Source organism: Streptomyces sp. NPDC111606 (assembly GCF_055656945.1).
Window position 1 is genome coordinate 1 of the sequence record NZ_JBVKBY010000015.1, and the last position, 26,586, is coordinate 26,586.

The 26,586-nt window shown below is 70.3% G+C and carries 25 protein-coding genes; 17 read left to right on the plus strand and 8 right to left on the minus strand.

Annotated features, from left to right (window positions below):
- Window positions 1–106 precede the first annotated feature (106 nt).
- From ACZ7M7_RS39120 to ACZ7M7_RS39155, 8 genes are all read left to right on the plus strand, one after another.
- Entirely contained in the window at window positions 107–772 is a 666-nt protein-coding gene (locus tag ACZ7M7_RS39120; RefSeq protein WP_472125507.1) for an HAD family hydrolase, read from the plus strand.
- Window positions 773–841: 69 nt separating this feature from the next.
- Entirely contained in the window at window positions 842–2,062 is a 1,221-nt protein-coding gene (locus ACZ7M7_RS39125; protein ID WP_472125510.1) for an MFS transporter, read from the plus strand.
- The gene (locus tag ACZ7M7_RS39130) at window positions 2,013–3,185 is read left to right on the plus strand and encodes an acetoin utilization protein AcuC (RefSeq protein ID WP_472125513.1); all 1,173 of its coding nucleotides are present in this window, start codon (window positions 2,013–2,015) and stop codon (window positions 3,183–3,185) included. Before ACZ7M7_RS39125 ends, ACZ7M7_RS39130 begins: the two co-directional genes overlap by 50 nt.
- Window positions 3,186–3,724: 539 nt before the next feature.
- Window positions 3,725–4,540 carry a phosphatase gene (locus tag ACZ7M7_RS39135; RefSeq protein WP_472125515.1) on the plus strand — a complete coding sequence of 272 codons (816 nt, stop codon included), beginning with the start codon at window positions 3,725–3,727 and terminating at the stop codon, window positions 4,538–4,540.
- Between the two features lie 129 nt (window positions 4,541–4,669).
- The gene (locus ACZ7M7_RS39140; protein WP_004984898.1) at window positions 4,670–4,882 is read left to right on the plus strand and encodes a helix-turn-helix domain-containing protein; all 213 of its coding nucleotides are present in this window, start codon (window positions 4,670–4,672) and stop codon (window positions 4,880–4,882) included.
- 156 nt (window positions 4,883–5,038) lie between these two features.
- Window positions 5,039–5,137, plus strand: coding sequence for a 30S ribosomal protein bS22 (locus ACZ7M7_RS39145; RefSeq protein WP_003948845.1), 99 nt, complete (start codon window positions 5,039–5,041; stop codon window positions 5,135–5,137).
- A 290-nt stretch (window positions 5,138–5,427) separates the two neighbouring features.
- Entirely contained in the window at window positions 5,428–6,489 is a 1,062-nt protein-coding gene (locus ACZ7M7_RS39150; RefSeq protein WP_383610436.1) for an NAD-dependent epimerase/dehydratase family protein, read from the plus strand.
- Window positions 6,490–6,503: 14 nt separating this feature from the next.
- Window positions 6,504–7,556, plus strand: coding sequence for a lysophospholipid acyltransferase family protein (locus ACZ7M7_RS39155; RefSeq protein ID WP_383610433.1), 1,053 nt, complete (start codon window positions 6,504–6,506; stop codon window positions 7,554–7,556).
- A gap of 116 nt (window positions 7,557–7,672) precedes the next feature.
- Here the strand turns inward: ACZ7M7_RS39155 and ACZ7M7_RS39160 are convergent, their stop codons facing one another.
- From ACZ7M7_RS39160 to ACZ7M7_RS39170, 3 genes are all read right to left on the minus strand, one after another.
- Window positions 7,673–8,914 (minus strand): DUF5667 domain-containing protein, encoded by a 1,242-nt coding sequence (locus ACZ7M7_RS39160; RefSeq protein ID WP_383610430.1) that lies wholly within the window; start codon window positions 8,912–8,914, stop codon window positions 7,673–7,675.
- A gap of 247 nt (window positions 8,915–9,161) precedes the next feature.
- Entirely contained in the window at window positions 9,162–9,935 is a 774-nt protein-coding gene (locus ACZ7M7_RS39165) for an ECF subfamily RNA polymerase sigma factor, BldN family (protein WP_328880094.1), read from the minus strand.
- A 680-nt stretch (window positions 9,936–10,615) separates the two neighbouring features.
- Window positions 10,616–11,536 carry an HAD family hydrolase gene (locus ACZ7M7_RS39170; RefSeq protein ID WP_383610427.1) on the minus strand — a complete coding sequence of 307 codons (921 nt, stop codon included), beginning with the start codon at window positions 11,534–11,536 and terminating at the stop codon, window positions 10,616–10,618.
- Window positions 11,537–11,689: 153 nt separating this feature from the next.
- Between ACZ7M7_RS39170 and ACZ7M7_RS39175 the strand changes: the two genes are divergently transcribed.
- From ACZ7M7_RS39175 to ACZ7M7_RS39195, 5 genes are all read left to right on the plus strand, one after another.
- Complete coding sequence (locus ACZ7M7_RS39175) at window positions 11,690–11,977, plus strand: glutaredoxin family protein (protein WP_383610424.1); 288 nt, start codon at window positions 11,690–11,692, stop codon at window positions 11,975–11,977.
- Window positions 11,978–12,257: 280 nt separating this feature from the next.
- Complete coding sequence (locus tag ACZ7M7_RS39180; RefSeq protein WP_328880091.1) at window positions 12,258–13,031, plus strand: redox-sensing transcriptional repressor Rex; 774 nt, start codon at window positions 12,258–12,260, stop codon at window positions 13,029–13,031.
- The gene (locus ACZ7M7_RS39185; RefSeq protein ID WP_472125521.1) at window positions 13,028–14,797 is read left to right on the plus strand and encodes a glutamyl-tRNA reductase; all 1,770 of its coding nucleotides are present in this window, start codon (window positions 13,028–13,030) and stop codon (window positions 14,795–14,797) included. Before ACZ7M7_RS39180 ends, ACZ7M7_RS39185 begins: the two co-directional genes overlap by 4 nt.
- On the plus strand, window positions 14,794–15,753 hold the full coding sequence (hemC, locus tag ACZ7M7_RS39190) for a hydroxymethylbilane synthase (protein ID WP_369272694.1): 960 nt from the start codon (window positions 14,794–14,796) through the stop codon (window positions 15,751–15,753). The genes ACZ7M7_RS39185 and hemC overlap by 4 nt, the downstream gene beginning before the upstream one ends.
- On the plus strand, window positions 15,750–17,456 hold the full coding sequence (locus ACZ7M7_RS39195) for a bifunctional uroporphyrinogen-III C-methyltransferase/uroporphyrinogen-III synthase (RefSeq protein ID WP_472125524.1): 1,707 nt from the start codon (window positions 15,750–15,752) through the stop codon (window positions 17,454–17,456). Before hemC ends, ACZ7M7_RS39195 begins: the two co-directional genes overlap by 4 nt.
- A 321-nt stretch (window positions 17,457–17,777) precedes the next feature.
- Here ACZ7M7_RS39195 and ACZ7M7_RS39200 read toward each other — a convergent pair whose 3' ends face one another.
- Window positions 17,778–19,163, minus strand: a complete 1,386-nt coding sequence (locus ACZ7M7_RS39200) for an FAD-binding oxidoreductase (protein WP_472125527.1) — start codon at window positions 19,161–19,163, stop codon at window positions 17,778–17,780.
- A 240-nt stretch (window positions 19,164–19,403) separates the two neighbouring features.
- Here ACZ7M7_RS39200 and hemB point away from each other — a divergent pair, with 240 nt between their 5' ends.
- Window positions 19,404–20,396 carry a porphobilinogen synthase gene (gene hemB, locus ACZ7M7_RS39205; RefSeq protein WP_383610411.1) on the plus strand — a complete coding sequence of 331 codons (993 nt, stop codon included), beginning with the start codon at window positions 19,404–19,406 and terminating at the stop codon, window positions 20,394–20,396.
- A 330-nt stretch (window positions 20,397–20,726) separates the two neighbouring features.
- Window positions 20,727–21,083 carry a DUF805 domain-containing protein gene (locus tag ACZ7M7_RS39210; RefSeq protein WP_383610408.1) on the plus strand — a complete coding sequence of 119 codons (357 nt, stop codon included), beginning with the start codon at window positions 20,727–20,729 and terminating at the stop codon, window positions 21,081–21,083.
- Window positions 21,084–21,107: 24 nt separating this feature from the next.
- Here ACZ7M7_RS39210 and ACZ7M7_RS39215 read toward each other — a convergent pair whose 3' ends face one another.
- A complete protein-coding gene (locus ACZ7M7_RS39215; RefSeq protein ID WP_383610405.1) occupies window positions 21,108–21,296 on the minus strand; it encodes a hypothetical protein in 189 nt (62 codons plus the stop codon).
- A gap of 287 nt (window positions 21,297–21,583) precedes the next feature.
- On the opposite strand from ACZ7M7_RS39215, the gene ACZ7M7_RS39220 reads away from it, so the two are divergent.
- On the plus strand, window positions 21,584–22,804 hold the full coding sequence (locus tag ACZ7M7_RS39220; RefSeq protein ID WP_472125531.1) for an aminotransferase-like domain-containing protein: 1,221 nt from the start codon (window positions 21,584–21,586) through the stop codon (window positions 22,802–22,804).
- A 3-nt stretch (window positions 22,805–22,807) separates the two neighbouring features.
- On the plus strand, window positions 22,808–23,659 hold the full coding sequence (locus ACZ7M7_RS39225; protein WP_472125534.1) for an arylamine N-acetyltransferase family protein: 852 nt from the start codon (window positions 22,808–22,810) through the stop codon (window positions 23,657–23,659).
- Between the two features lie 18 nt (window positions 23,660–23,677).
- Here ACZ7M7_RS39225 and ACZ7M7_RS39230 read toward each other — a convergent pair whose 3' ends face one another.
- From ACZ7M7_RS39230 to ACZ7M7_RS39240, 3 genes are read right to left on the minus strand one after another with little or no spacing between them, the layout of a single operon-like run.
- The gene (locus tag ACZ7M7_RS39230; RefSeq protein WP_383630674.1) at window positions 23,678–24,487 is read right to left on the minus strand and encodes a DUF4253 domain-containing protein; all 810 of its coding nucleotides are present in this window, start codon (window positions 24,485–24,487) and stop codon (window positions 23,678–23,680) included.
- Window positions 24,488–24,518: 31 nt separating this feature from the next.
- Window positions 24,519–25,442 (minus strand): helix-turn-helix domain-containing protein, encoded by a 924-nt coding sequence (locus tag ACZ7M7_RS39235; RefSeq protein ID WP_472125538.1) that lies wholly within the window; start codon window positions 25,440–25,442, stop codon window positions 24,519–24,521.
- Window positions 25,439–26,284, minus strand: coding sequence for a peptidoglycan-binding protein (locus ACZ7M7_RS39240; protein ID WP_472125542.1), 846 nt, complete (start codon window positions 26,282–26,284; stop codon window positions 25,439–25,441). The genes ACZ7M7_RS39235 and ACZ7M7_RS39240 overlap by 4 nt, the downstream gene beginning before the upstream one ends.
- Window positions 26,285–26,586: the final 302 nt, after the last annotated feature.

Genomic DNA, 26,586 nt, shown 5'->3' on the forward strand with positions numbered 1-26,586 from the left:
ATGGTACTGCAGGGGGGACCCTGTGGGAGAGTAGGACGCCGCCGAACAAATTGTGAGAAAGGCCCACACCTTATGGTGTGGGCCTTTCTGCGTTTAGGGTCAATGTATGCGCTATGACCTCGTCATCTTCGACAACGACGGTGTACTCGTCGACAGCGAGCCCATTTCTAACCGGATGCTCGCCGCGTACCTCACGGAGTTGGGGCACCCGACCTCGTACGAGGATTCCATTCGGGACTACATGGGCTCTGCCATGCATCGGATTCATGAGTTGGTGCTGGAGCGGACAGGGCAGCGGCTTCCCGGGGACTTTGATGACGTCTTCCATGCGCGTGTGTTCGCCGCCTTCGAGCGGGAGTTGAAGGCGGTGGCCGGTGCGGCCGAGGCACTCGAGAAGCTCGGTCAGGACGGTGTGCCGTACTGCGTGGCGTCGTCCGGGAGTCATGAGCGGATTCGGGTAGGGCATCGGACGACAGGGCTTGAGCGGTTTTTCGATGAGGGGCGGATCTTCAGCTCGCAGGATGTGGGGCGGGGGAAGCCGGCCCCGGATCTGTTTCTGTACGCGGCCGAGCGGATGGGGGTCGCGCCGGAGCGGTGTGTCGTCGTCGAGGACAGTCCGCTGGGGGTGGAGGCTGCCGCGGCGGCGGGGATGGACGTGTACGGGTTCACCGCGATGACGCCCGCCGCGAAGCTGGCCGGGGCCAGTCGACTCTTCGCCGACATGGGGGAGTTGGTCGACCTGCTGGGATTCCCCGACGTGCGCGACGTCTAGCAAACTTGAGGGGAATTCATCTTTGGCTGGATCTACCCACCAGTACCCCGGGGCCCTACGCTCGCCGCCATGACTGATGTGCTGCGGCGCGGTAGGGCCTCGTTGGCGTTCGGCTTCTTCGCTCAGGGAGTTGCCTTTGCCCTGCTCGTGACCCGGATTCCGGCCATCCAGGACCGGTATGGGGTCTCCGACGCGCTGCTGCCGGCCTTTCTCGCCGCCGTACCGATCCTGGCCGGCGTCGGGAGTGTGACGACCGAGCGGCTGGTGAAACGAATACCGCCGAGCCGGGTGTTGCGGTGGTCCCAGCCCGTCGTGCTCCTGGCGCTGTTCGGCGTCGGGGCGGGGGAGCGGATGATCGAGCTGGGGCTCGCACTGGCCGCGTTCGGGCTGGCCGTGGGCGCGCTCGATGCCTCGATGAACATGCTCGGGGTGAGTCTGCAGCGGTCGTACGGGCGCAGCATCATGCTCAGCTTCCATGCCGTGTACAGCCTGGGCGGGATCGTCGGGGCCTCGTTGGCCTGGGTGGGGGCGCACTGGGATCTGGCGCTGGTCGTGTCGTATCTGCCGGTTGTCGTGGTGTTGTTGCCGGCCGCGCTGGTGGGGAGTCGGTGGTACGTCGACGGTGGGAGCGGCGGGGGCGGGGCCGTGGCGGAGGAAGCGGGTGAGGGCGGGCCCGTTGTGTTCAAGATGCTGCTGCCGCTGTGTCTGGTGATGACCTTCGCGTATATCGGCGATTCGACCGTCTCCAACTGGAGCGCGAAGTATCTCCAGGACGTGCTGGGGAGCTCGGAGCAGATGGCGACCGTGCCGTACAACGTCTACATGGTCACCACGCTGCTGGGGCGGGCCATCGGGGACTTCGGGGTGCGGCGGTTCGGGGCTGTCGCGGTCGTGCGGATGGGCGCCGTCGTGGCGGCCGTCGGGTTCGCGGTGGTGGCCGGGGCGTCGGGGGCATGGGTGGGGATGCTGGGGTTCACGCTGCTCGGGCTGGGGTTGTGTGTGCTGGTGCCACAGACCTTCGCGGCAGCCGGGCGGTTGTTCCCGGGGGCTTCTGATACGGCCATTGCGCGGCTCAATGTGTTCAATTACGTGGGGTTTTTGATCGGTTCGCCTTTGGTGGGTGCACTGGGCGATGCCTGGAACTATCGCGGGGCGATGCTTGTGCCGATGGTGTTGGTGCTGGTGACGCTTGTGTACGCCCGTTCGTTCGCCGCTCAACCGGACCGATACGGTGGCGGGCATGAGCGGCCGCGCACAGCTGATGTGGGACGAGGCAGTAACGGGCTATGACTTCGGCCGGGACCATCCGATGGACCCGGTCCGGCTCGCGCTGACCCGGAGACTCGTCGATGCCTTCGGGCTGGACAAGGACGTGGACGTCGTCTCGGCGCAACCGGCCGGGGAGTCGACCCTGCGGCTGGTGCATCGGGAGGACTACATCGAGGCCGTGAAGGCGGCCTCGGCGAATCCGGCGGCGGCGGATCAGTCGTACGGGCTCGGGACGCTGGACGACCCCGCGTTCGCCGGGATGCATGAGGTGTCGGCGCTCATCGCCGGGCAGTCGGTGGGGGCGGCGGAGGCCGTGTGGCGGGGTGAGGCGCTGCATGCGGTGAACTTCGCGGGAGGGCTGCACCATGCGATGCCGGGGGGCGCGTCGGGTTTCTGTATCTACAACGACGCCTCGCTGGCCATTGCCCGGCTGCTGGAGTTGGGGGCCGAGCGGGTCGCGTACATCGATGTCGACGTGCATCACGGGGATGGGGTGCAGGCGGCGTTCTGGGACGATCCGCGGGTGCTGACGATTTCGTTGCACGAGCATCCTCGTACGTTGTTTCCGCAGACCGGGTGGCCGGAGGAGACGGGTGCGGAGGCGGCTGAGGGGTCGGCCGTGAATGTGGCGTTGCCGGCCGGGACCGGGGATGCGGGGTGGTTGCGGGCCTTCCACGCTGTCGTACCGGAGTTGATCGGTGACTTTCGGCCGCAGGTGTTGGTGACCCAGCATGGGGCTGACACGCACTTCGAGGATCCGCTTGCGCATCTTGCCGTTTCGCTGGATGCGCAGCGGGCTGTGCAGGTGGCCTGTCATGAGCTGGCGCACGAGTACGCCGATGGGAAGTGGGTTGCGCTGGGTGGGGGCGGATATGCGGTGGTGGAGGTTGTGCCGCGGTCGTGGACTCATCTGGTGGGGATTGCTGCGGGGCGGGCGATTGAGCCCGAGGCGATGATTCCGGAGGGGTGGCGGCAGGAAGTCTTTGCGCGGACTCGGCAGTTGGGGCCGGCGCGGATGACGGATGGGCGGTGGCCTATTTCCTGGGGGGACTGGGAGGCGGGGTACGACCCTGCGGATCGGTTGGATCAGGCGGTGTTGGCTACTCGGCGGGCGGTGTTTCCGTTGCGGGGGTTGTTGCCGTAGGTGGGAGTGGGGTGGGTTTTCGCCCCCGCCGCCCCTACCCTTCCCGTCCTCCAGGGGCTCTGCCCCTTTGACCCCGGTCCCTGGGGGCTGCTGCCCCCAGACCCCCGCTGTCAGCCTGAACGGCCTCGTCCTCAAACGCCGGACGGGCTGAAATGCCTGGACCGGTGCTGAGAAGCACAGGCGCCACTCATGCGCCGCCCCAGCGGGTGGGTGGGGGCTGAGGGCGGCGGCCGCCTCCTCCTCGAGCGCCGGACGGGCTGAAGTGGCGGGACCTGGCGCCGGGAGGCACCGCCGGTGTGCGTGCGTAGCCCCCAGCGGGTGGGTGGGGTTAGGAATGGTGTGCAAGCCCCGTCCTCGAAACGCCGGACGGGCGGGGGTGCCTGGACCGGCGCTGAGAAGGTCCGCCGGCGCGGTGCGCAGCCCCAGGGTGGGTGGGGGTGGGCTCACCGCATCCCCCTTGCCGGCCTCCGTTAGCCCAACTGTGCGGCCTTTCCCCATTCCTCCGCCCTCCTCCTGTTTCGTCCGTCACCATCGCTCTCGTGGTGAGTCGCGGAGCGCTTCGTGCCCATCTTCTGGATGCTCGGCTGGCTGGGGTCGTGGCTACTTCTCGGGAGGTGAGTCTGAGGAGTTATCGGCTGTTTGCGGCTCGTGATCCGCGTGTGGTTATTGGGCTTGATCCTGCGGGGAGCTGGCGGCAGCGGGATTTGATTGCGTTGATGGCGGACAGATGCGGGGTTTCAGCCGATCCGGCATGCGTATCTGGACTGGATGTGATCGATCCGGAGCTGACGTTGACCGCTCTGGATGCCTTCGCTGATCGGGTCGCGGCTGCCGCCCAGCGCAGCGTGCCCGTGCTGCTCGGTACCGGGCATCCGCATCGACTGCTTGGGTTCTACGCCGCCTTGGCGGACGCGTTGTCGGCGGCGGGATGTGCCGTTCTCACCCCGGCGCATGGTCGCTGTGTCGACATAACGACCCGGTTCGGCCTACGCACGTACAACCTTGCCTACGTACGAGGAGTCGCGTTGGTGCGGGAACCCGGCCTCTCTCGCCCCGGTTGTGAGCCCGGCGCACACACGCACTCACCGCTCCCGGTTCGTACCGCGCTGGCGGCCGCGGCGGAGGCCGGCGGGCCGTTGCCGGAGCTGGTGATCGGGGATCACGGGTGGGTCTGCGGGGCAGGTCAGCTGGGGTTTGAGGCGATTGGGCTGGCCGATACCGATGACCCCGCGCTCTTCGTGGGGGAGGCTGAGGGGGCCGTGTCCGTCGTCGTTCCACTTGATGACGCTGTGCGGTCTGATTACTACCGGCCGCTTACCCGCTACGTACTCAATCGAGCGTGTCTGTCACAGTAGGCCGCCGATGGGTGCACCTCTTCCCCACTCGCATCACACGCCCCTACCCTGGGGAGTGAGCACGCAACGACGAAGAGTCACCGGAAGGGGAAGCCGGTGGCCGTCGAGTGCGGAAGGTTCAGGTGTGTCATGGCTGCAGCTGGCGAGAGGCCTCTGAACGAGGTTCAGTTCCTTACCGTGGCGGAAGTCGCCTCGGTGATGCGAGTGTCGAAGATGACCGTGTACCGGCTGGTGCACAGTGGTCATCTGCCCGCGATTCGGGTGGGGCGGTCCTTCCGCGTCCCCGAGCAAGCGGTTCACGAGTACCTCCGCGAGAGTTATGTGGGGGTGGAAACCGCCTGACAGCGACGGGTGAGGGGGGATCCTCAGGGCTTTGCAGGATCCCCCCTCGTCCCCTCGATTACGACCTCAGCGCTCGGGCGGGTAGGCTAGCCCCTCGTAGGTCGTATGGGCCCATGGCGCCCAACGCCGAGTGATGAGAAGTGAGCGAGGGTAGTCGTGGGCTCTGTTATCAAGAAGCGGCGCAAGCGGATGGCTAAGAAGAAGCACCGCAAGCTGCTCAAGCGCACGCGCGTTCAGCGTCGCAACAAGAAGTAAGCGGCGCGCCGCGAAAGCGGCGTGGCGTGTTTGTGGCCCCCCACCGGATCCGGTGGGGGGCCACACGCTTTTGGGGCCGGTGGGTGAGATCGTGGAGGGGATGTGCGATGAGCCGAACTTCGTACGTAGGCCTGTACACATGCCTGGTCCGTCTGGTCGTACGCAAGGAATTCCCGTCACTTCATGCATTGGGCGGTCATCACAGCGCAACATCGACCCGCTAAGTTGGCCGCACACGGGGAACTCGGGGAACTCGGCAGCGTACGAGTGCTGGAAGGAAGGCGCTGATCTTGGGCAAGGTCGTGCTCGTGACCGGAGTGGCCCGTCAACTGGGGGGCCGGTTCGTCCGACGGATCCAGCGTGACCCGCAGGTGGACCGGGTGGTCGCCGTGGACGCGGTCCCGCCCGAGCATCATCTGGGCGGTGCCGACTTCATCCAGGCCGACATCCGGCATCCCACCATCGCGCGGGTGCTGGCCGAGAGCGGCGCGGACACCGTCGTGCACATGGACGTGACCGGGACCGCGCTCGGCAGCGGTAGCCGGACCATGGTCAAGGAGACCAACGTCATCGGGACGATGCAGCTGCTCGGCGCCTGCCAGAAGTCCCCCAACGTCAAGCGGCTGGTGGTCAAGTCCAGCACGAACGTCTACGGGTCCGCGCCTCGCGACCCGGCCGTCTTCACGGAGACCACGCCGCCCAAGTCGCTGCCCAGCGGCGGGTTCGCCAAGGACGCGGTCGAGGTCGAGGGCTATGTGCGCGGGTTCGCTCGGCGGCGGCCGGACGTCGCGGTGTGCGTGCTGCGGTTCGCCAACATCCTCGGTCCGACCGCCGACACCCCCCTGGCCTCGTACTTCTCGCTGCCCGTGCTGCCCACCGTCTTCGGGTACGACCCACGGCTGCAGTTCGTCCATGAGGACGACGTGATCGAGGTGCTGCGCATCGCCTCGCACGAGCCGGCGCGGGGCACGCTCAACAGCGGCACCTTCAACATCGCCGGCGACGGTGTCCTGCTGCTCTCGCAGTGCTCGCGGCGCCTGGGCCGCGCCACCGTGCCGCTGCTGCTTCCCGCGGTGACATGGGCGGGCTCCCTGGTGCGTACGCTGGGTATGTCGGACTTCTCGCCGGAGCAGATCCGGCTGCTCACGCACGGCCGGGTGGTGGCGACGGACCAGATGCGAGAGACGCTCGGATTCAAGCCGAAGTACACGACGGCGGAGACCTTCGCGGACTTCGCGCGCAGCCGCGCGCCGGGCCTGCTGCCGCCGGAGGCCCTTGCGGGGGCCGTCGACCGGATCGCCGCACTGCCCGTCCTGGGCGGCGGAAACCTCCCGACGCAGAGCGCCAACTGAGGAGCGCATCAACGATGGCGGACGCCAAGGTCATTCCGTTCGACGACGACCGGTCCCGCGGGAGCGCCGTGCAGCGGCCTTCGCGGCGCCGGGGCGCGGGGAGCCGGCGCAAGAACGGTGAATCCGCGCTGGTACGCGAGGTCCAGCCCCTCCCGGGACGGGCCTTCGCGCAGGATGATGTTCCTGTGACACGTGAGGAAGAGCCGCCCCGCAAGGCCCAGGACGACGGTGGCCTGGAGAGGCGGATCGCGAGCGGCCTGGCCTTCCTGCGCCGCCGCCTCACCGGGGACTACGAGGTCGACGACTTCGGGTACGACGAGGAACTCACCGACCAGGTCCTGATGTCCCTGCTGCGCCCGGTGTACGAGAACTACTTCCGGGTCGAGGTGAAGGGTGTCGAGAACATCCCGTCCGAGGGCGGCGCGCTGATCGTCGCCAACCACTCCGGCACGCTGCCGCTGGACGGCCTGATGATGCAGGTCGCCGTGCACGACCACCATCCCGCGGGCCGGCACCTGCGTCTGCTCGCGGCCGACCTGGTCTTCATGCTGCCGGTGGTCAACGAACTCGCCCGCAAGCTCGGCCACACCCTCGCCTGTGCCGAGGACGCCGAGCGGCTGCTGGCGCAGGGCGAGTTGGTCGGCGTGATGCCGGAGGGCTTCAAGGGCATCGGCAAGCCCTTCAGCGAGCGCTACAAGTTGCAGCGCTTCGGCCGCGGCGGCTTCGTCTCCACGGCCCTGCGCCAGGGCACCCCGATCATCCCGTGCTCGATCGTCGGGGCCGAGGAGATCTACCCGATGATCGGCAACGCGAAGACGCTGGCCCGCCTGCTGGGCTTCCCGTACTTCCCGCTGACGCCGACCTTCCCGTGGCTGGGCCCGCTCGGTGCGATCCCGCTGCCGACCAAGTGGACGATCCAGTTCGGCGAGCCGATCCCCACGGACGGCTATCCGCCGGAGGCGGCCGAGGATCCGATGCTGATGTTCAACCTGACGGACCAGGTCAGGGAGCAGATCCAGCACACGCTGTACAAGTTGCTGGTGCAGCGGCGGTCGGTGTTCTTCTGACACCGCTGGGCCGGGTGTGGGTCGCCGGCTCGCTTGCTGGGTTCAGCCGATACGTCGACGGGGCGCCCCTCCTCACGAGGGGCGCCCCGTCGACGTATGACCTGGCTGTACGGCTGCTAGTTCGCGTCCTCGCTGTCGATGCCCAGGCCGGGCAGGAGGCCCGGGAGGAGGGGCGGGAGGGTGACGGCGGGCTCGGTGCTCGGGGTGGACGTGGACGGTGAGGCGCTGCCGGTGTCCTTCGGCGGGTCGAGCAGGCCGCCGGTGTTTCCGCCGAGGAGACCTTCGCCCTCGCCGGTGGAGCCCTCGGCCGACTTGCTGGGGCTGCTGGACCGGTTGCCGTCGGAGGAGCCGCTGCCGCCCGCGCTGGGGCGGGCCGACCGGTCGGATCCGGACGTACCTGTGGATGCCGATCCGGGACCGCCCTGCCGCTTTCCGTCGCCGCCCTGTGCCGGGGTCGGCGGGAGGAGGGACTGCAGCGGGGCGACCTCTTCGTCTATGGCGTCGAAGACCGAGGACACCTGGTCACTGACGTCCCCGAGCTGGAGGGGAAGCCGCTCGCGCAGGACGCCCCACGCCGCTCGGTGTGAGCGTGAGAAGGCGGAGAGGGCCTGGATGGGCCCCAGGGAGCCCGGGTCGCGCTCGTACGCCTCACGGAGCAGGCGGTGCCCCTCCGAGGCGTCGTGGCGCATGCCGGACAGGGCGCGGCGGACCTCGCCGACCGACTCGTGGTCGAGCTGTCCGCCGCGGCCACGCTCCATCAGCCTGCGGGCCTCGCTCATCCGGATGGAGGCCTGGTCGAGATATGTTCGCCCACGCTCGTCGTCGCCGTCGGCCAGGACGTTGAGCTTGAAGTCCTCGATGCCGCGCTTGAGGCCGTAGAGAGAGTCACCGGGCAGGGCCTCGGAACTCGCGGCCGAGACTCCGCCGAAGGCTCCTGCGGCGACTCCTACACTGAGCCCGCCCGCGGTCAGGCCCTTGGCCAGCCGGGAACGCGGCCGGAACTTGCCCAGCGGGGACGCCCTGTGCGCGCCCCGTGCCCGGTGCGAACGCTGCTCGGGCAGGGCGGCACTCGCCTCGCCCGCTGCGGTGCCCTCCTGCATCATGGCCTCCATCGCGGCCACGAGCTGGGCCCTCTGGACGACCTTGACCTCCGGGTCGAGCACGGGCTTGGGCAGCTCGTCCAGACTCGTGGTGAGGGCCAACAGGCGCCCTCGCTCGGTCTGTTCCGCAGCAGCCGGTGCCGGTGCCGATACATCGCACTGCTCGGCCTGCTCGGCCGCCGAGACCCGGTCGGTCAGCTCCTCCAGGGCCTGGGCGAAGGCGTTCGCCCGCCGGTGCGCCGATACGTTCGCGATCACTGGCGGCACCTCCTCTCGTCATCACGGTCGACTCCCCAGGGGGTCCTGAGGGTTGCACGCCCTGACCGAATCCACACGATCGAGTGATCAGAGTCGGCCAGAGAGTGACCACAGGGAGCCTGCATCCCGCACAACGAGTGGCTTGGCACTTGGGTTACGGACGGAGGATGAACGGGTCGCGAAGTCAACGGACTTTCACCGAGGGTGAGTTGAGGGTAGCGGAGTGTGCTGGTTCGTTAGGGGCCGCTCAGCGGGCGTCTTCCGGGAGCAGCCGGGCGAGAGTGCGCACGGCGCGGTACTGGAGGGTCTTGATGGCGCCCTCGTTCTTGCCCATGACACGGGCGGTCTCGGCGACGGAGAGGCCCTGGAGGAATCGGAGGGTGACGCACTCCTGCTGCTGCGGGTTGAGGCGTCGTACGGCCTCGAGGAGGGCGGCGTTGGAGAGGGATTCGAGGACGGAGTCCTCCGGGGAGCGCTCGACCTCGTTGGCGTCGAGCATTTCGCCGGTGGTCACCTCCAGCCGGAAGCGGCTGGACTTGAAGTGGTCGGCGACGAGGTTGCGGGCGATGGTGACGAGCCAGGCGCCGAAGTCCCGGCCCTGCCAGGTGAAGGTGCCGATCCGGCGGAGTGCGCGCAGAAAGGTCTCGCTTGTGAGGTCCTCGGCGGTGGCCTTACCTCCCACCCGGTAATAGATGTAGCGATAGACGGTGTCGCTGTACTGGTCGTAGAGCCGGCCGAACGCGTCGGCCTCGCCGGCCTGCGCGCGTTCCACGAGATCCATCATTCGAGCGCTGTCGCTGTCGGCGGCCGGCCGGCGGGCGGTTGCCGCGCCGGCGGAGCGTCCGCGTCTGCCGACGGCGGCGCTGCCGTCGGCGAGCGCGTAGCACGGGCCTACGGGCACGGTGGTTACGGCGAGGGCGGGGACGGCGTACGCGGTGGGGACGAAGCCGCGCAACAGGTTGTGGACCGTTGCGCGCAGCGTAGCCAGGCCCGAGGCGTCAACCCCGACGTGTGGGTACACGGGACTCCCAGAGGCAGAGCTTCCATCACGTGCAGTGCGGGACCGTTCACCCGTCGTAGCGACGGAGGGGTACCGGATTGCGTCTGAGGAGAATAACGCTTCGTGCAGGCACTGCTACGCCCAGTTGCTCAAATCATCGATTGCGTCTCTTCTGTAACCGATTGACGTCCTATCAAGTGCCGGAGAGTGACCGGTTGTTGATCGAAGTCTTCCGTGTTCCGGCTTACTCCAGGGCGTGTTGTGGCCGTGTGCAGCCAAGGGGACTGGACAGGGGGTTGTGGGGGTAGGGGGTGCGGATTGGCTGGCCGCCCGGGCGTGGTCAACTCGCTGCCCCCGAACGTTCCTCGCCCCCGCCGCCCCTACCCGTCCCGTCCTTGAAGGGGCTCCGCCCCTTCGACCCCGGCCAGGGGGCTGCGCCCCCCGGACCCCCGCTTCGGCCTGAACGGCCTCGTCCTCAAACGCCGGACGGGCTGAATTGCCTGGGCCGGCACCGAGAAGTGGGCACAGCCCTCGCCCCCCAGACACCGGACGGTCCGGATTGCCGGGACCGGCGTCGCACAGCAGCGGTGGTGGCGTACCCCCGCGGCGCCGCCCCGACCCACGACGAAACCGTTGGCGCTACGCGAACCCCCACCTGGCGGTACAGGCTGCCGCAGGCATCGGCCCGCGGCCAACGACGGCTATCGCCGCCGTCTGTGTAGTGCGATTGCCGCTGCCGTGCCCCCGGCCACCGCGCCCACACCCGCCGCCGCCGGGATGCCGACCTTCGCGGCCTTTCGGCCGGTGCGGTAGTCGCGTAGGCGCCAGTCGAGCTTTCGGGCGTGTTTGCGGAGCTTGGCGTCGGGGTTGATGGCGTAGGGGTGGCCGACGAGGGAGAGCATCGGGATGTCGTTGTGGGAGTCGCTGTAGGCCGCGCAGCGGGAGAGGTCCAGGCCCTCCGCGGAAGCCAGGGCGCGGACGGCCTCCGCCTTGGCCGGGCCGTGCAGCGGTTCGCCGACCAGCTTGCCGGTGTAGACGCCGTCCACCGATTCGGCCACCGTGCCGAGGGCGCCCGTCAGGCCGAGGCGGCGGGAGATCACCTGGGCGATCTCGACCGGGGCGGCCGTCACCAGCCACACCTTCTGGCCCGCGTCCAGGTGCGCCTGGGCGAGGGCGCGCGTGCCCGGCCAGATGCGCTCGGCCATGTACTCGTCGTAGATCTCCTCGCCGATCGAGGTCAGCTCGGCGACGCGGTGGCCCTTCACGATCGACAGGGCCGAGTCGCGGGCGTCCTGCATGTGCTCCGGGTCCTCGACCCCCGCCAACCGGAACCACGCCTGCTGCCAGGCGAACTTGGCGAGGTCGCGTGTCTCGAAGAACTTCCGCTTGTACAGGCCCCGGCCGAAGTGGAAGAGGGCAGCACCTTGCATCACGGTGTTGTCCAGGTCGAAGAAGGCGGCGGCCTGCTCGTCACCGAGTACCGGGAACTCCGGCTCGACGTCGGAGACCTCCGTCGCTTCCTGCGACGACTTGCGCGCTGCCTCCGCCGAAGCCTCGCCAGCCAACACGCTCCGCGCCGTGGCGGAACGCCTACGGGGAGTGAGCCATCCAAGAGCGGCCATGACCGTGAGCATAGCCAGTTTGTTCGGTGCTTCCGGAGTCGAGAGGTTTGGAGGTTGTGAACTCTCCGCGACCGCGCAGTTAAACAGCATGGTGATGCGTCCCGTCAGCACCCGTTCGGAGTCCGCCCCGCACACGCGCGCCGGCGCGCGAGAATGGCTGACATGAGCCCCCTCTTTCGTCGCGCCGCAGCCAAATCCCCCCAGGACCGGCTCGTCACTCTCATCGGCAAGCCCGATTGTCATCTGTGTGATGACGCACAGATCGTGGTCGAGAAGGTGTGTGCCGAGTTGGGGGTTCCGTGGGAGCTGAAGGACATCAACCAGGACCCCCAACTCCATGACCAGTACTGGGAACAGATCCCCGTCGTCCTCGTCGACGGAGCCCAGCACACGTTCTGGCGCGTGAACGAGGATCGCCTCCGCAAAGCACTGACCGGGTAGTCCAACTACTCCGAAAACGGCTTAGGATCGACGGCGACTTGGTCGCGGGGGCGGGGATCGTTGAGGAGAGTGTGCGGTTTTGCCCCCAAGAGTTGAGGAACGGTGGTGCGTATGCGCCGGTTCCACATCAGTGCGCCGGGCGTGCGTGAGCCCGGTCACGTTGGGCGGGCAAATCGGACACCATCTTTGTGCACGCGTTCACAAAGACATAGCCTGCATTCGACGGGGCGGTCTAGGTACGTGTGACCGCCTGCCCCCACGCTCTACCCGCAGGAGCACCGTGGCAACTGGCCGAACTCACCGACCGGCGACCCGTAGCCGAGGGATTCCCGAGGCCACCGTCGCCAGGCTTCCGCTGTACCTCCGCGCCCTGACCGCACTGTCGGAGCGCTCGGTACCCACGGTCTCCTCCGAGGAGCTCGCGGCCGCGGCGGGGGTCAACTCCGCCAAGCTGCGCAAGGACTTCTCGTACCTCGGGTCGTACGGAACGCGCGGTGTCGGCTACGACGTCGAGTATCTCGTCTACCAGATCTCCCGCGAACTGGGGCTCACCCAGGACTGGCCGGTTGTGATCGTCGGTATCGGTAACCTCGGCGCCGCTCTCGCCAACTACGGCGGGTTCGCCTCCCGTGGCTTCCGGGTCGCCGCGCTCATCGACGCCGACCCGGCCATGGCCGGCAAGCCCGTCGCCGGGATCCCCGTGCAGCACTCCGACGACCTGGAGAAGATCATCCAGGACAACGGCGTGTCGATCGGCGTCATCGCCACCCCCGCCGGTGCCGCCCAGCCGGTCTGTGACCGGCTCGTGGCCGCCGGGGTCACCTCCATCCTGAACTTCGCGCCGACCGTGCTGACCGTCCCGGACGGCGTCGACGTGCGCAAGGTCGACCTCTCCATCGAGCTGCAGATCCTCGCCTTCCACGAGCAGCGCAAGGCCGGCGAGGAGGCCCACGCCCACGCCGACGGCGCCGGACCGGCCGCCGTCACCCGTGAGTCCGACCGATCCACCGACCAGGGGCCCGACGGGGACGTACCCGCCGTGATGCCGGCATGAGTCTCCTCGTCGTAGGGCTGAGCCACCGCAGTGCCCCGGTCAGCGTCCTGGAGCGCGCGGCGCTGAGCGCGGACGCCCAGATCAAGCTGCTGCAGGACACGGTCGCCGCCGAGCCGGCCACCGAGGCCGCCCTGCTGGCCACCTGCAACCGCATCGAGCTGTACGCCGACGTGGACAAGTTCCACGCCGGTGTCGCCGAGCTGTCCACGCTGCTCGCCCAGCACAGTGGGGTCGGGCTCGACGAGCTCACGCCCTACCTCTACGTCCATTACGAGGACCGGGCCGTCCACCACCTGTTCTCGGTGGCCTGCGGGCTCGACTCCATGGTCGTAGGAGAGGGGCAGGTCCTCGGGCAGATCAAGGACTCGCTCGCCAAGGCACAGGAGCTGCACAGCGCCGGACGGCTGCTGAACGACCTGTTCCAGCAGGCACTGCGGGTCGGCAAGCGCGCCCACTCCGAGACCGGCATCGACCGCGCCGGGCAGTCCCTGGTCACCTTCGGCCTGGAGCAGCTCGCCGACGGTACGGACGTCACCGCGTGGGCCCGCGGCAGGAAGGCCCTGGTCATCGGGGCCGGCTCGATGTCGTCGCTGGCCGCCGCCACGCTCGCGCGTGCCGGTGTCGCCGAGATCGTCGTCGCCAACCGCACCTACGACCGCGCCGAGCGCCTCGCAGCCCTGCTCGGAGAGCAATACGGACAGGGCCTTGGTGAGACCGACGGTACGGACGTGCCCGCCCGCGCGGTACCGATGGAGTCGGTGCCGGTCGAGCTGACACGTGCCGATGTCGTCGTCTCCTGCACCGGAGCGACCGGGCTCGTCCTCACGGCCGAGGAGATCGCCGCAGGCGTGGAGGGCCGTACCGGTCAGCCGGTCGCCTTCGAGGAAGCCGGCGACAGCGGTCGTACGGCGGCCAAGGCGCCGGCCGCCAGGAGCGCCGCCGACGCCACCGACGTACGGCAGACTCCGCTGCCGCCCACCAGCGTCGGCACCGACGAGGACTGTCCGCTGGATCTCGGCTCCGTGCAGGGAGGTTTCTCTGTCATGGGGGAGGCCGCCGTCGCCGGTATGGACGCGGCCACCCTGGAGCAGCACGCGGCCTGGGCCGCGGGCAGCGCCGTCGACCGCCGTGAGGCCGCCCGGCGCAGCCCCGAGGCCGACGCCGAGCTGATCACCGCGCTCGCCGCGACCGTGGCCACCGTCGGCCGGATTCCCGAGCGCCGCAAGCCCGAGCCGGTCGTCGAGGTGTCCCGCCCCGCGCCCGTGCTCGCCCTGCTCGACCTCGCCATGCCGCGCGACATCGACGCCGCCGTGCACCGGCTGACCGGGGTGCGGCTGGTCGACATCGAGTCGCTGGCGGAAGCCTCCGCCGACGCTCCGATGGCGGCCGATGTCGACGAGGTCCGCCGTATCGTCTCCGACGAGGTCGCGGCCTTCGGGGCGGCTCAGCGGGCCGCCCACATCACGCCCACCGTCGTCGCGTTGCGCACGATGGCCGCCGATGTCGTGGCGAGTGAGATCGCCCGGCTGGAAGGGCGGCTGCCCGGGCTCGACGACAAGCACCGCGGGGAGATCACGCAGACCGTCAAGCGGGTGGTCGACAAGTTGCTGCACGCGCCGACGGTGCGGGTCAAGCAGCTTGCGGCAGAGCCGGGCGGCGCGGGGTACGCGGATGCCCTGAGGACCCTGTTCGACCTCGACCAGGAGACGGTGGCCTCCGTCTCGCGCGCCGAGGACAGCACCGAGAAAGACCGAGGCCCACGATGACTCAGCAGGCACTACGGCTCGGCACCAGGCGCAGCAGGCTCGCCATGGCCCAGTCCGGGCAGGTCGCGGACGCCGTCAGCCAGGTGACCGGACGGCCCGTCGAACTCGTCGAGATCACCACGTACGGCGATGTCTCGCGCGAGGCCCTCGCGCAGATCGGCGGCACCGGCGTCTTCGTCACCGCCCTGCGCGACGCGCTCCTCAAGGGCGAGGTCGACTTCGCGGTGCACTCCCTGAAGGACCTGCCGACCACGCAGCCCGAGGAACTGGTCCTCGCGGCCGTTCCCGAGCGGGAGGACCCGCGCGATGTGATCGTCGCGCAGGACGCCCTGAAGCTCACCGACCTGCCGCGCGGGGCGCGCATCGGTACGGGTTCGCCGCGCCGGATGGCGCAGCTCAACGCGTATGCGCGCAGCCACGGGCTGGACATCGAGACGGTTGCGATCCGAGGGAACGTGGATACGCGGATCGGATACGTGCGCGACGGCGAGCTGGATGCGGTGGTGCTGGCCGCGGCCGGCCTGAGCCGTATCGGCCGCATCGACGAGGTGACCGACTTCCTGTCGGTCGACACTGTTTTGCCCGCCCCCGGCCAGGGGGCACTGGCGATCGAGTGCACCGCGGACAACGCGGACCTGATCGCCGCGCTCGGGGAACTCGACGACCCGTTCACGCGGGTCGCCGTGACCGCCGAGCGCTCACTGCTCGCCGCCCTGGAGGCCGGTTGCAGTGCACCTGTGGGTGCGCTGGCCGACCTTCTGGCCGACGGGCAGATTGTCAAGGAAATGCGCCTGCGGGGCGTCGTCGGCACGACCGACGGCACTCGCATGGTGCAGCTGTCCACCACCGGTCCCGTGCCCGAGACGCACGACCAAGCGCTTGCGCTGGGTCGCGAACTCGCTTCCGAGATGCTTGCCCAGGGCGCGGCCGGTCTGATGGGGGAGCGAGCGCAGTGAGCCCCACCACCCTTCCCGCCGGCCTTGAACACGGGCACGTCACCTTCCTCGGTGCCGGACCCGGGGATCCGGGGCTGCTGACTCTGCGCGCCGTCGACGCGCTGGCGAATGCGGACGTACTGGTCGCCGAGCACGAGGTGCTCGACGTCGTACGTCAGCACGCCAGGCAGGGCGTTGCCGAAGTGCACACGGACACAGGTCCGGATTCGGACGCCGCCGTGGGCACAGGCACGCCTCAGCTAGCGGTTGTTGACGGCGCGTCAACGACCGCTGGGCTACCCGCAGTGCGGGATGCCGCACATCTTGTCATGGAGGCCGCACGGGGCGGCAGGCGGGTCGTGCGTGCGGTGTCCGGGGATCCCGGGCTCGACACGTACGCCGCCGAGGAGATGCTGGCGTGTGCCGCGGCGGGTGTGCCGTTCGAGGTCGTGCCGGGTGTCGCCGCTGCCGTGGGCGTGCCCGCGTATGCCGGCGTGCCGCTGCGGGACGCGCAGGGCGCGGACGTGCGGTTCGTGGACGCGCGGACGGCTTCCGACCGGTGCTGGACCGAGGTCGGGGCGTCGGACGGGACGGTCGTCGTGTCGACGACGCTGGATTCCGTGGGCGCGGCCGCCGGTGAGCTGGTGTCGGCGGGGCGCAAGCCCGATACGCCGATGACGGTGACCGTCGCCGGTACGACCACTCGGCAGCGGACCTGGACCGCGACCCTCGGGACCATCGCGCAGACGCTGAAGCAGGCCAAGGTGCTGCCCTCGCCCGAAGGCGGGCGGCCGGTGATAGCCGTGGTCGGTGAGCGTTCCGCCGCCGCCCAGCGCGACCAGTTGTCGTGGTTCGAGTCCAAGCCGCTCTTCGGGTGGCGGGTGCTCGTGCCGCGTACGAAGGAGCAGGCGGCGTCGCTCTCCGACCAGCTGCGGTCGTACGGGGCCGTGCCGCACGAGGTGCCGACGATCGCCGTCGAGCCGCCGCGGACGCCTCAGCAGATGGAGCGGGCGGTCAAGGGGCTCGTCACCGGGCGGTACGAGTGGATCGCCTTCACCTCGGTGAACGCGGTCAAGGCCGTGCGGGAGAAGTTCGAGGAGTACGGGCTCGATGCCCGGGCGTTTGCCGGGATCAAGGTCGCCGCGGTGGGGGAGCAGACCGCGAAGGCGCTGATCGCGTTCGGTGTGAAGCCGGATCTCGTGCCGAGTGGGGAGCAGTCGGCTGCGGGGCTGCTGGAGGACTGGCCGCCGTACGACCCCGTATTCGACCCGATCGACCGGGTGTTCCTGCCGCGGGCCGATATCGCCACGGAGACGCTGGTCGCCGGGCTCATCGAGCTGGGCTGGGAGGTGGATGACGTCACGGCCTATCGGACCGTGCGGGCGTCGCCGCCGCCGGCGGAGACGCGGGAGGCGATCAAGGGGGGTGGCTTCGATGCCGTTCTCTTCACGTCGTCCTCCACTGTGCGGAATCTGGTGGGGATCGCCGGTAAGCCGCACAACGTGACGGTGATCGCCTGTATCGGGCCGGCCACCGCGAAGACTGCCGAGGAGCACGGGCTTCGGGTGGATGTGATGGCTCCGGAGCCGTCTGTGCACAAGTTGGCCGAGGCGTTGGCCGAGTTCGGGTTGCGGCGGCGGGCTGCGGCGGTTGAGGCGGGGGATCCTGTTACTCGGCCGAGTGAGCGGCGGCCGGGGGCTCGGCGGCGGCGGTCCACGACGTAGGTGTGGGCGGGGTGGGTTTTCGCCCCCGCCGCCCCTACCCTTCCCGTCCTCCAGGGGCTGCTGCCCCTTCGACCCCGGGTCCCTGGGGGCTGCCGCCCCCGGACCCCCGCTGTCGGCCTGAACGGCCTCGTCCTCAAACGCCGGACGGGCTGAACTGCCTGGACCGGCGCCGAGAAGCATCGCCTGTGTGCGTGCAGCCCCCTGCGGGTGGGTGGGGGCTAGGGATGGCGGTTCTCGTCCTCGAACGCCGGACGGGCTGAAACAGCGGGACCGGCGCCGGGACGCACTGCCGGTGTGCGTGGGCCTCGAACGCCGGACGGGCTATGTCGGCACCGTGTGGCCGAAGCGGAGCAGGTTGGATGGGTCGTAGGTGGACTTGTCGTGGCTCAGGCGGGTGCGGGTTTCGGGGGTCCAGGCTCGGGCTCGGTCGGTGGTGTCTCCCGGGGTGCCGTGGATGTTGATCATTGTGTGGCCCGTGCCGTAGGGGGCCATCGCCGAGTACAGGGACCTTGTGGTCATCTCTATGGCCTCGGCTGCCGGTGGGGCTGCCAGGACGCCCACCGATTCCAGGAGGTAGTTCGCGTCCCGGGAGCAGATCGCGTCCTCCAGGCGGGCGGGGCGGGCCAGGGCGCCGCCCATGTGGCGGATCTCCACCACGAGGAGGGGGCAGTCGGGGACGGCCGGGCCCACTTGGGAGAGGAACGTGTCGATCGCTTCCGCGGGCAGGTCGCGTAGCAGGGCGCATGCCTCGCGGGCCGGCAGGGGATCCTGCGGTTCCATGTGGATGCGGTCCACGGCCGCGTACGGCATCTCCTCCACCATGTCGACCGCCACCGGGGCAGCCGCGCGGATCGGGGCCAGCAGGCGCTCCCCCTCGGCCGGGTCGCCGGGCCAGGCGATCGCGACGCGGGCCCAGAAGCCGCCGCGCAGGGGTTCGGGGATCTCCGGGATGGGTGGGAGCCGGAGGAGGGAGAAGGTGCTGCACATCTCGTCCGGGACGGTCCTGGTCCAGTCGGCCCAGGCGTGCAGCAGTGCCTCCGTGTGCTCACCGGAGGCGTAGATCCCGCCGCCGAGGATCGTGGACAAGGGCAGCAACTCGCAGACCATCGAGGTCACCACGCCCACATTGCCCTTGCCGCCGCGCAGCGCCCAGAACAGTTCCGGCTCGTGGTCGGGGTCGGACTCGTACAGGGTGCCGTCCGGTGTGGCCACCTGGAATGAGCGGACCAGGTCGGTCGCGTAGCCGTACGCCCGGCCGAGGACCGGCAGGCCGCCGCCCAGGGTGTAGCCGACCGCGCCCGCGTCCGTGGACGTGCCGCAGAGGGCGGCCAGGCCGTGCGGTGCGGTCGCGTCCATGACGTGCCGCCACTTCGCTCCGGCCTCGATGGTGGCGAGGCGTTGGTCCGTGTCGACGCGTACGTCCGTCATGCGGGCCGTGCTGATCAGCAGGCCGTGGTCGATCGGGAAGTTCGCGCCGTGGCCCGTCGCCTGCACGGCGACCGGGGTACCGGTGGCCGACGCCCAGCGCAGCGCCATCACGATGTCGTCGACGTCCCTCGCGCCCACGACCACGTCGGGCGTGTGCAGCGCGGCCAGGTTGAAGCCGGTGACCTCGTCGGCGTAGCCGTCGTCGCCGGGGCGCAGGACCGGGCCGTGGATCTCGGAGAGGGCGAAGAGGTCGGGGGTGTTGTGGTGGGTGGCGGTCATCGCGTCCTCCGTGGTGTGCGTACGTACGGAGGGACTGCGGCGGCGAGGCGGGTGGGGCGGGGCCGTCGGGGTCCTTGTGTCCGGGGGCCTGCGGGGCCTGCGGGGGCCTGCGGGGCCTGGGAGGTCTCTACTTCAGGATGGACCCGGTGGGTGGGGGGCCGCATGCGGGCCGCAGGGGCCGTGTTCCGTCCGACGCCTCGTCGGCAAAGGCACCCGCGACGCGGGCGTAGCGTAGGTGCCATGACGACGTACGGATCCTTCCCCGGTACGCGGCCGCGGCGTCTGCGGACCATCCCCGCCATGCGGCGGATGGTCGCCGAGACCAGGCTGCACCCCGCCGACTTCATCCTCCCGGCCTTCGTGCGCGAGGGTGTCAGTGAGCCGGTGCCGATCGCGACCATGCCGGGGGTCGTCCAGCACACGCGGGACAGCCTGAAGAAGGCCGCTGCCGAAGCGGTGGAGGCCGGCATCTCCGGGATCATGCTCTTCGGTGTTCCCGAGGAGGCGAAGAAGGACGCCCTCGGGACCCCTGGGACCGATCCTGACGGGATTCTCCAGGTCGCCATCCGCGATGTGCGGGCCGAAGTGGGGGACGAGCTTCTCGTCATGTCCGATCTGTGCCTCGACGAGACCACCGATCACGGGCACTGCGGAGTACTGGACGCGGAAGGGCGGGTCGACAACGACGCGACCCTGGAGCGGTACGCCGAGATGGCGCAAGTGCAGGCCGACGCCGGGGCCCACGTGGTCGGGCCCAGCGGGATGATGGACGGGCAGATCGGCGTCGTCCGGGACGCGCTCGACCAGATCGGGCGGGAGGACGTCGCCGTCCTCGCCTACACCGCCAAGTACGCCTCCGCCTTCTACGGGCCCTTCCGGGAGGCCGTCGCCTCGTCGCTGCGGGGTGACCGGAAGACGTATCAGCAGGACCCGGCGAATGCGCGGGAGTCGCTGCGGGAACTCGCCCTCGATCTGGAGGAGGGCGCCGACATGGTGATGGTCAAGCCGGCCGGGCCCTACCTCGACATCCTGGCGCGGGTCGCCGACGCGGTGGACGTACCGGTCGCCGCCTATCAGATCTCCGGCGAGTACTCGATGGTCGAGGCCGCCGCCGAGAAGGGCTGGATCGACCGGGACCGGGCCATCCTCGAGACGCTGACCGGCATCAAGAGGGCGGGGGCGCGCAACATTCTGACCTACTGGGCCGTCGAGGCGGCACGGGCACTTCGCTGACGGAACCGCCGACGGTACGGCAACGGTTCCGGATCGGTCCGGCATCGGAACGCATTCATTTCGGCCACGGCCAGAACTCGGCTCGGGGAAGTTCCGGTTGCGGCGCCGTATCCCCGCGGGACCCGCGCGGGGATACGCGGTGATCTTCGAAGGATCTGTCCTGAATTCGACGGCCGCAAGTCGGGCAGCGGCAGGAGGGTGGCCGGGAGTTCGGCGCAATGAGCTGCGCAGACAACCGGATTGACGAGTACCCGTCAGTGTTCGTAGCTTCTGCGCTTGGCCTGATCCGTTCCGGAGGGTCTGTCATACGTCGATCCCTGGGGGGATGCAGTGAGCTGGTTCATCGAGGTGCTCAAGAAGTATGCGGTGTTCAGCGGTCGTGCGCGCCGCAAGGAATACTGGATGTTCACGCTGTTCTACCTGATCTTCGAGATCGTGCTGATGGCCGTCGGCTACGCGATCGACTTCCCGGCCCTCGTGGGCATCTTCGTGGTCGCGCTCCTGCTGCCCGCCCTGGGCGTCACCGTGCGCCGACTGCACGACACCGATCGCTCGGGCTGGTGGATCCTCATCGGGATCGTCCCGCTCGTCGGCTTCATCGTCATGCTGGTCTTCCTGTGCGCGGACACCCAGCCGGGCGCGAACAAGTACGGCCCGAGCCCCAAGGAGATCCCGGCGCACGCGTGATGCCATGAGCCGGTGATATGGGCCTCAAGGCCTGGAGGCCACCCGGACGTTGTCCGGGTGGCCTTTCGCCGTCCCCGGGTCATGGAGGGCGGCCGGGCCCTCGTCGCGCAGTCCCTCGCCGTCCTTGCACGCGGTCAGCGTGAGCGCGGCGATCGTCACCAGCGTGGCGGCGAGGAGCCGGACGTGCGGGCGACGGGTGGGGGGTGCGGACATGGGGTGGGCCCTCTCCTTGGGTGGGGGTCGGACCCCAGCCTGCGTGATCATCCCTTCCGGCCGCCAGCGTCCGCCGTGAATTCGGGACGACCGAGCGGCGGAATGCGGGTTGACCTGCGGGGACGTCATGTCCCAACGGCTCGGTGTGGGACGTCCGGAGCAGTGAAACGCCCCGCTGTGCGGCGGCGGAGTCCGGATACCGAAAAGCTGCCTGTAGGTGACACCTAGTTCTCTAGGCTGCCCGGCACGAGCCGTCACGCTCGTCGTCGAGCCGAAGGAGCCGTGTCATGACCGTCACCGAGCCCGCGCCTCCCGCGCCCCACCACGCCCCGGCCGCCGTGCCGCCGCTCGCGGCGCGGGCGGGGTCGGTCGGTGGCTCGCCCGTGCGGGACATTCTCGCCGTCACCGCCCGGCCCGAGGTCATCAACTTCGCGGGCGGGCTGCCGGCGCCGGAGCTGTTCGACCGGGAGGGCATCGCGGCCGCCTTCCGTGACGTGCTCGCCGAGACGCCGGAGCGGGCGTTGCAGTACTCCACGACGGAGGGCGAGCCGAGCCTGCGCACCGGGCTCGCCGCGCGCATGTCGGCCCGGGGCCTCGCGACGGACGCCGACGACCTTCTCATCACCACCGGCTCCCAGCAGGGTCTGTCGCTCCTGGCGACCGCGCTGCTGGATCCCGGCGACACGGTTCTCGTCGAAGACCCCTGTTATCTGGCGGCACTTCAGGCTTTCGGACTCGCGGGAGCGCGGGTCGTGGCCGTGCCGGGGGACGCGGACGGGGTGGACGCGCAGGCGCTGGAGGAACTTGTCGCGCGGGAGCGGCCGAAGCTCTTCTACACCGTGCCCACCTTCCAGAACCCCACCGGCAGGACCCTGCCCGCCGAGCGCAGGGCGGCCGTCGCCGAGGTCGCCGCCCGGAGCGGAGTGTGGATCGTCGAGGACGACCCGTACGGCGAACTCCGCTACGAGGGCGAGCGCGTGCCCTGGATCGCGTCCTACCCGGGGGCTCAGGACCGTACGGTGCTGCTCGGCTCCTTCTCCAAGGTGATGGCGCCGGGTCTGCGACTGGGCTGGCTGCGCGCGCCGGCCGCCCTGCGGCGCGCCTGCGTGGTCGCCAAGCAGGCGGCCGACCTGCACACGCCGACCCTGAACCAACTCGCCGCCGCCCGCTACCTGACCGGCCTCGACGCACATGTCGCCCGCGTCAGGGACGTCTACCGCGAACGCCGCGACGCCATGCTCGCCGGCCTGCCCGGGGCCCTCCCGGAGGGATCGACCTGGGCCCGGCCCGAGGGCGGCATGTTCCTGTGGGCCCGCCTGCCAGAGTCGTACGACACGACGGCTCTGCTGCCCAAGGTGGTCCGGCAGGACGTGGCGTACGTGCCCGGCGCGCCCTTCTACGCCGGTGAGCCCGACCGGTCGACCCTGCGGCTGTGCTTCGTGACGCAGACGCCCGAGGAGATCGGGGAGGGACTGAGGCGGCTCGGGGAGGGTTTGCGTCAGGCTTAGGGCATGGCCGACACAGCGCAGACGGTTCAGGCGGCGGGGTTCGACCTCGACGCGTACCTCCGGCGGATCGGTTGGGAGGGCGAGCGGCGGGCCGACGTGGCGACGCTTCGGGGTGTGCACCTGGCGCACATGAGGGGCATCCCCTTCGAGAACCTGGACGCCCTGCGGCGTACGGCGCCCTCCCTCGACCCGGCCGACCTGATGGCCAAGCTGGTCCACAGCCGGCGCGGCGGGTACTGCTACGAGCACAACACGCTGCTCGCGTGCGCGCTGGAGGCGCTGGGCTTCGGCGTGACCCGGCTGGCCGCGCGCGTCGTGGTGGGAGCGGACCGCGTCGAGAGCCGCCCGCGCACCCACATGACGCTGCTCGTCGAGGAGCCTGGCGACCCGCAGCCGTATCTCGCGGACGTCGGCTTCGGTGCGATCGGCGCGCTGCTGGAGCCGGTGCCGCTGACGGCCGGTGTCGAGTTCCGGGACGCGGAACGCCGGCACCGGCTCGTCCACGCGCCCCACCACGGGCCGCTGGAGCTGTGGGTGCTGCAGGCCCACGACCGTGCGAAGGGCGACTGGGCGGATCAGTACGCGTTCACTCTGGAGCCGTTCGAGAAGCCCGACTTCGAGGTCATCAACTGGCACATCGGCACCAATCCGCGCTCACCGTTCACCCAGCGCGTCTACGTCCAGAGCGTCACCGCCGAATGTCACCTCCTGCTCAACGGCCCGCTGCTCACGCGGACGCGGGCGGACGGGGCGGTCGTCGAGCAGGAGGTGACGCAGGAGGAGCAGGCGCGGCGGTTGCTGGACGAGGAGTTCGGCATCGAGGTGCCGGACGGGATGCGGGTGTTGCCGCAGTGACCGGGGATGGCGGGGCGGTCAGTCCCACCAGAAGTGCCAGGCCGGCTGGTTGAGGAGCCGCTTCTCGGCGTACGCGCGCACAGTGCTGTCACCGCTCTGCAGGATGTTGTCCGGGCAGAACGCGAAGTGCTCGGCGGCGACGGCCTCCGCTTCCGCCAAGGTGGTCGGCGGAAACGCGACGGAGACGAGGAGGTGGTCGAAGCCGAGCGCCACCACCCGTATGCCGAAGCGGTCCTCCCAGGAGCGGAGCACCGCGCAGAGGCGAGCGGTGTCGCCCTCGTGGTTCACCGGGCCGGTCCAGCCGATCGCCGCCGGAACGTCCGCGCTGCGACGGGCCGGAACGAGGGCGAGGCGGGGGCCCTCCAACAGGCCGCCGCTGTCCAGCAGGGAGTCCGCGATGTCGGTGGCCACCGTGTCGGGGTCGTCGGCCGAGACGGTGCCGGAGGCGGCGGGCGCGTCGGCCAGCCCGGGCCAGTCCTCTTGCGTCTCCCCGGCCGCGTACTCCTCCCAGAGGTCCGCCAGCACCTCATCGGCGTCGTGATCTCCCGGGTACGACATCGCCTCGGGCGTCAGCTCCCACATCTGCGGGCCGCCATGGCTGCCGCCCGCGTCCAGGACGACCGGCAGCAGGCCGGCGGTCCGCCGGGCCGGGGCCAGCGCGGCCCAGGCGCCCGGCACGGCCTGCTGGTCGGCGAGCCAGAGCAGCGGCTCGTGCGACTCGCCCTCGTGGGTCGCGTCGAGGAGCCTCCCGGGCGGGAGTTGGAGACCGAGCGCGGTGCCCGTCGGGTCGGTCGCGAGCTTCGGCAGCGGGTTCGGAAGAGTCGCCATGCCGGTGACTGTAGAGGTCGGCACTGACAACTCAGCCGGCCACTCGGCTGTCGAAGCACTCCTTCCCGCCGCCCGCCGCCGGCCGGAAGCAGGCGCGGACCGCGGTACCGGGCCGAGCCGCGGTCATCGGGGTGTGGACGTAGGCGTCCGCGTCGATGTCGCTCCGGACCTCGGCGCCGCGGACGGCACCGGCACCGGCACCGGCACCGTCACCGACGCCGGCGCAGCCGCGGTCGGCCGCCGACATCTCCAGCCGGTCACCCACGCGCGTCCCCCACATCCGGGCCCAACTCGTCCCGCACTCCTCGCTGTAGCGCAGTTCCAGCCAGGCGCCGGTGGTCGTGCGGTGCCTGGCGAGGGTGACCGGAGCTGCGGCGCACTTCATCCGCATCGGGCTCCTGCCCTCGCAGGCCGCCCCCTGGCAGCGGGGCCCGGCGGCGGACGGCGGCGGGGCCAGGGCCGACCCCGTCTCCCCCTCCGGGTGCGGCAGCAGCAGGACCACCGCCGCGACGCCCCCGAGGAGCACGGCACAGATCGACGCGAGCACCGCCAGGACTGTCGCACCGCGGAGGGCGGTACGGCCGTCGGCGGGACTCCCGGCACCCGTGCCCTGCTGAGGAGGTGGAGGGGGAGCCGGAGGGGGAGGCGGGGATGCCGGAGCGGATGGGGGCGCGGGCGGAGACGGAGACCGTGGGCCCTCCCGCGCCCGCCCGCTGCTCTCCGACTCCGCGATCTCCCACAGGGCCAGACAGCGTCCCTCCGGCTCGCCCGCGAGACGGCACAGCTCCTGTACCGCGTCGCGTGGGGGCAGGGTGCGGCCGTTGAGGTAGCGGTCCCAGGAGGACTTGCTGAACGCCGTCTTCGCCGCGAGGCCGACCAGGCTCAGGCCGGTGCGGACCTTCAACTCCCTTAGCGCGCAGGCAAGTCGGGCCCGCTCCGGTGACGGTGTCGTCATCGCCGTAGGGCCTTCCAGGTGTGCGGGCCGATGATGCCGTCCACCACCAGCCCGGCCCGCTGCTGCGCGCGTCTGACCGCGGCTTCCGTCAGCGGACCGAAGATCCCGTCGATGCCGCCCGGCGAGATGCCCGCCCGGCGCAGCAGGCACTGTGCCTCGGCCACCTCCGGCCCCGCGTGGCCGTTCGCCAGGACGGCGCCCCTGGTGGGGCTGATGCCCGCGTACCAGCGGCCGTCGATCCGCTCGACACGGCAGGCGTACGTGGGCGCCGACTGCGAGGACGATGCCGGTGCCGACGCGGCGGACGCGGCGAGCGGAGCTGCTGTCTCTCCCGCGGCGCCGAAGAGCCGTACGGCGAGGAGGACCGTCGATGAGACGGCCAGCACCAGTGCCACGGCGCCCGCGACCAGGGCGACCCGCAGGGAACGCGTCGGCGAACGCGCGCCGCCGGCCGGAGCCTCGGCGGCGGCCCCGGCCCCGGCCCCGGCCGTAAGGATCTCCGGCGCGGTCGTCGTCGCTTCCGGCATCGCTGCTTCCAGGGTGAGCGCGTCCGCCGCGGGCGCTTCCCCGCGCCCGTTCCCCCACGCCTCCGCCGCGACCTCGCGCAGGGCCAGCCACCGGGTCGGATCCTCACCCCCGATCCGGGCCAGCGCCTCGACGGCCTGCGGTGGCGGCAACGAACGGCCGCCCAGATACCGTTCCCATGACTTCGGGCTGTACCCCGTCCTCGCGGCCAGCTGCCGCAGGCTCAGCCCGCTGTGGTCCTTCAGCCGACGCAACCGCACCACCAACTGCCGTACCCGCGGATCGAGTTCCGCGGGCAGCACTGCCCAACGCGACATGTTCCCCCCACTCGCGTTCACGGTCCGGCACGCGGTCCGTGGTCAGCGGCCCCCATGCCCCGTCGCATTCTGCATCAGCATCCACGGCCCGCACCGGGAGCGGGTTCGCGTACCGGTACGAAATCGGCCAACCGCTCGCCACGGGCGTCCCGCCCCGCCGTCTCGCCGCGTCAGGTTTCCGCAGGTCAGCGAGTGGGACGTCCCGTGGTGACGTCACTTCCGCGGCAACTGTGGCAGGCCTCGCCGCCCGCCCCGCACGCTCGTTTCGCCAGCCCGGCGGCAGGGGCCGCCACCCGAGACAG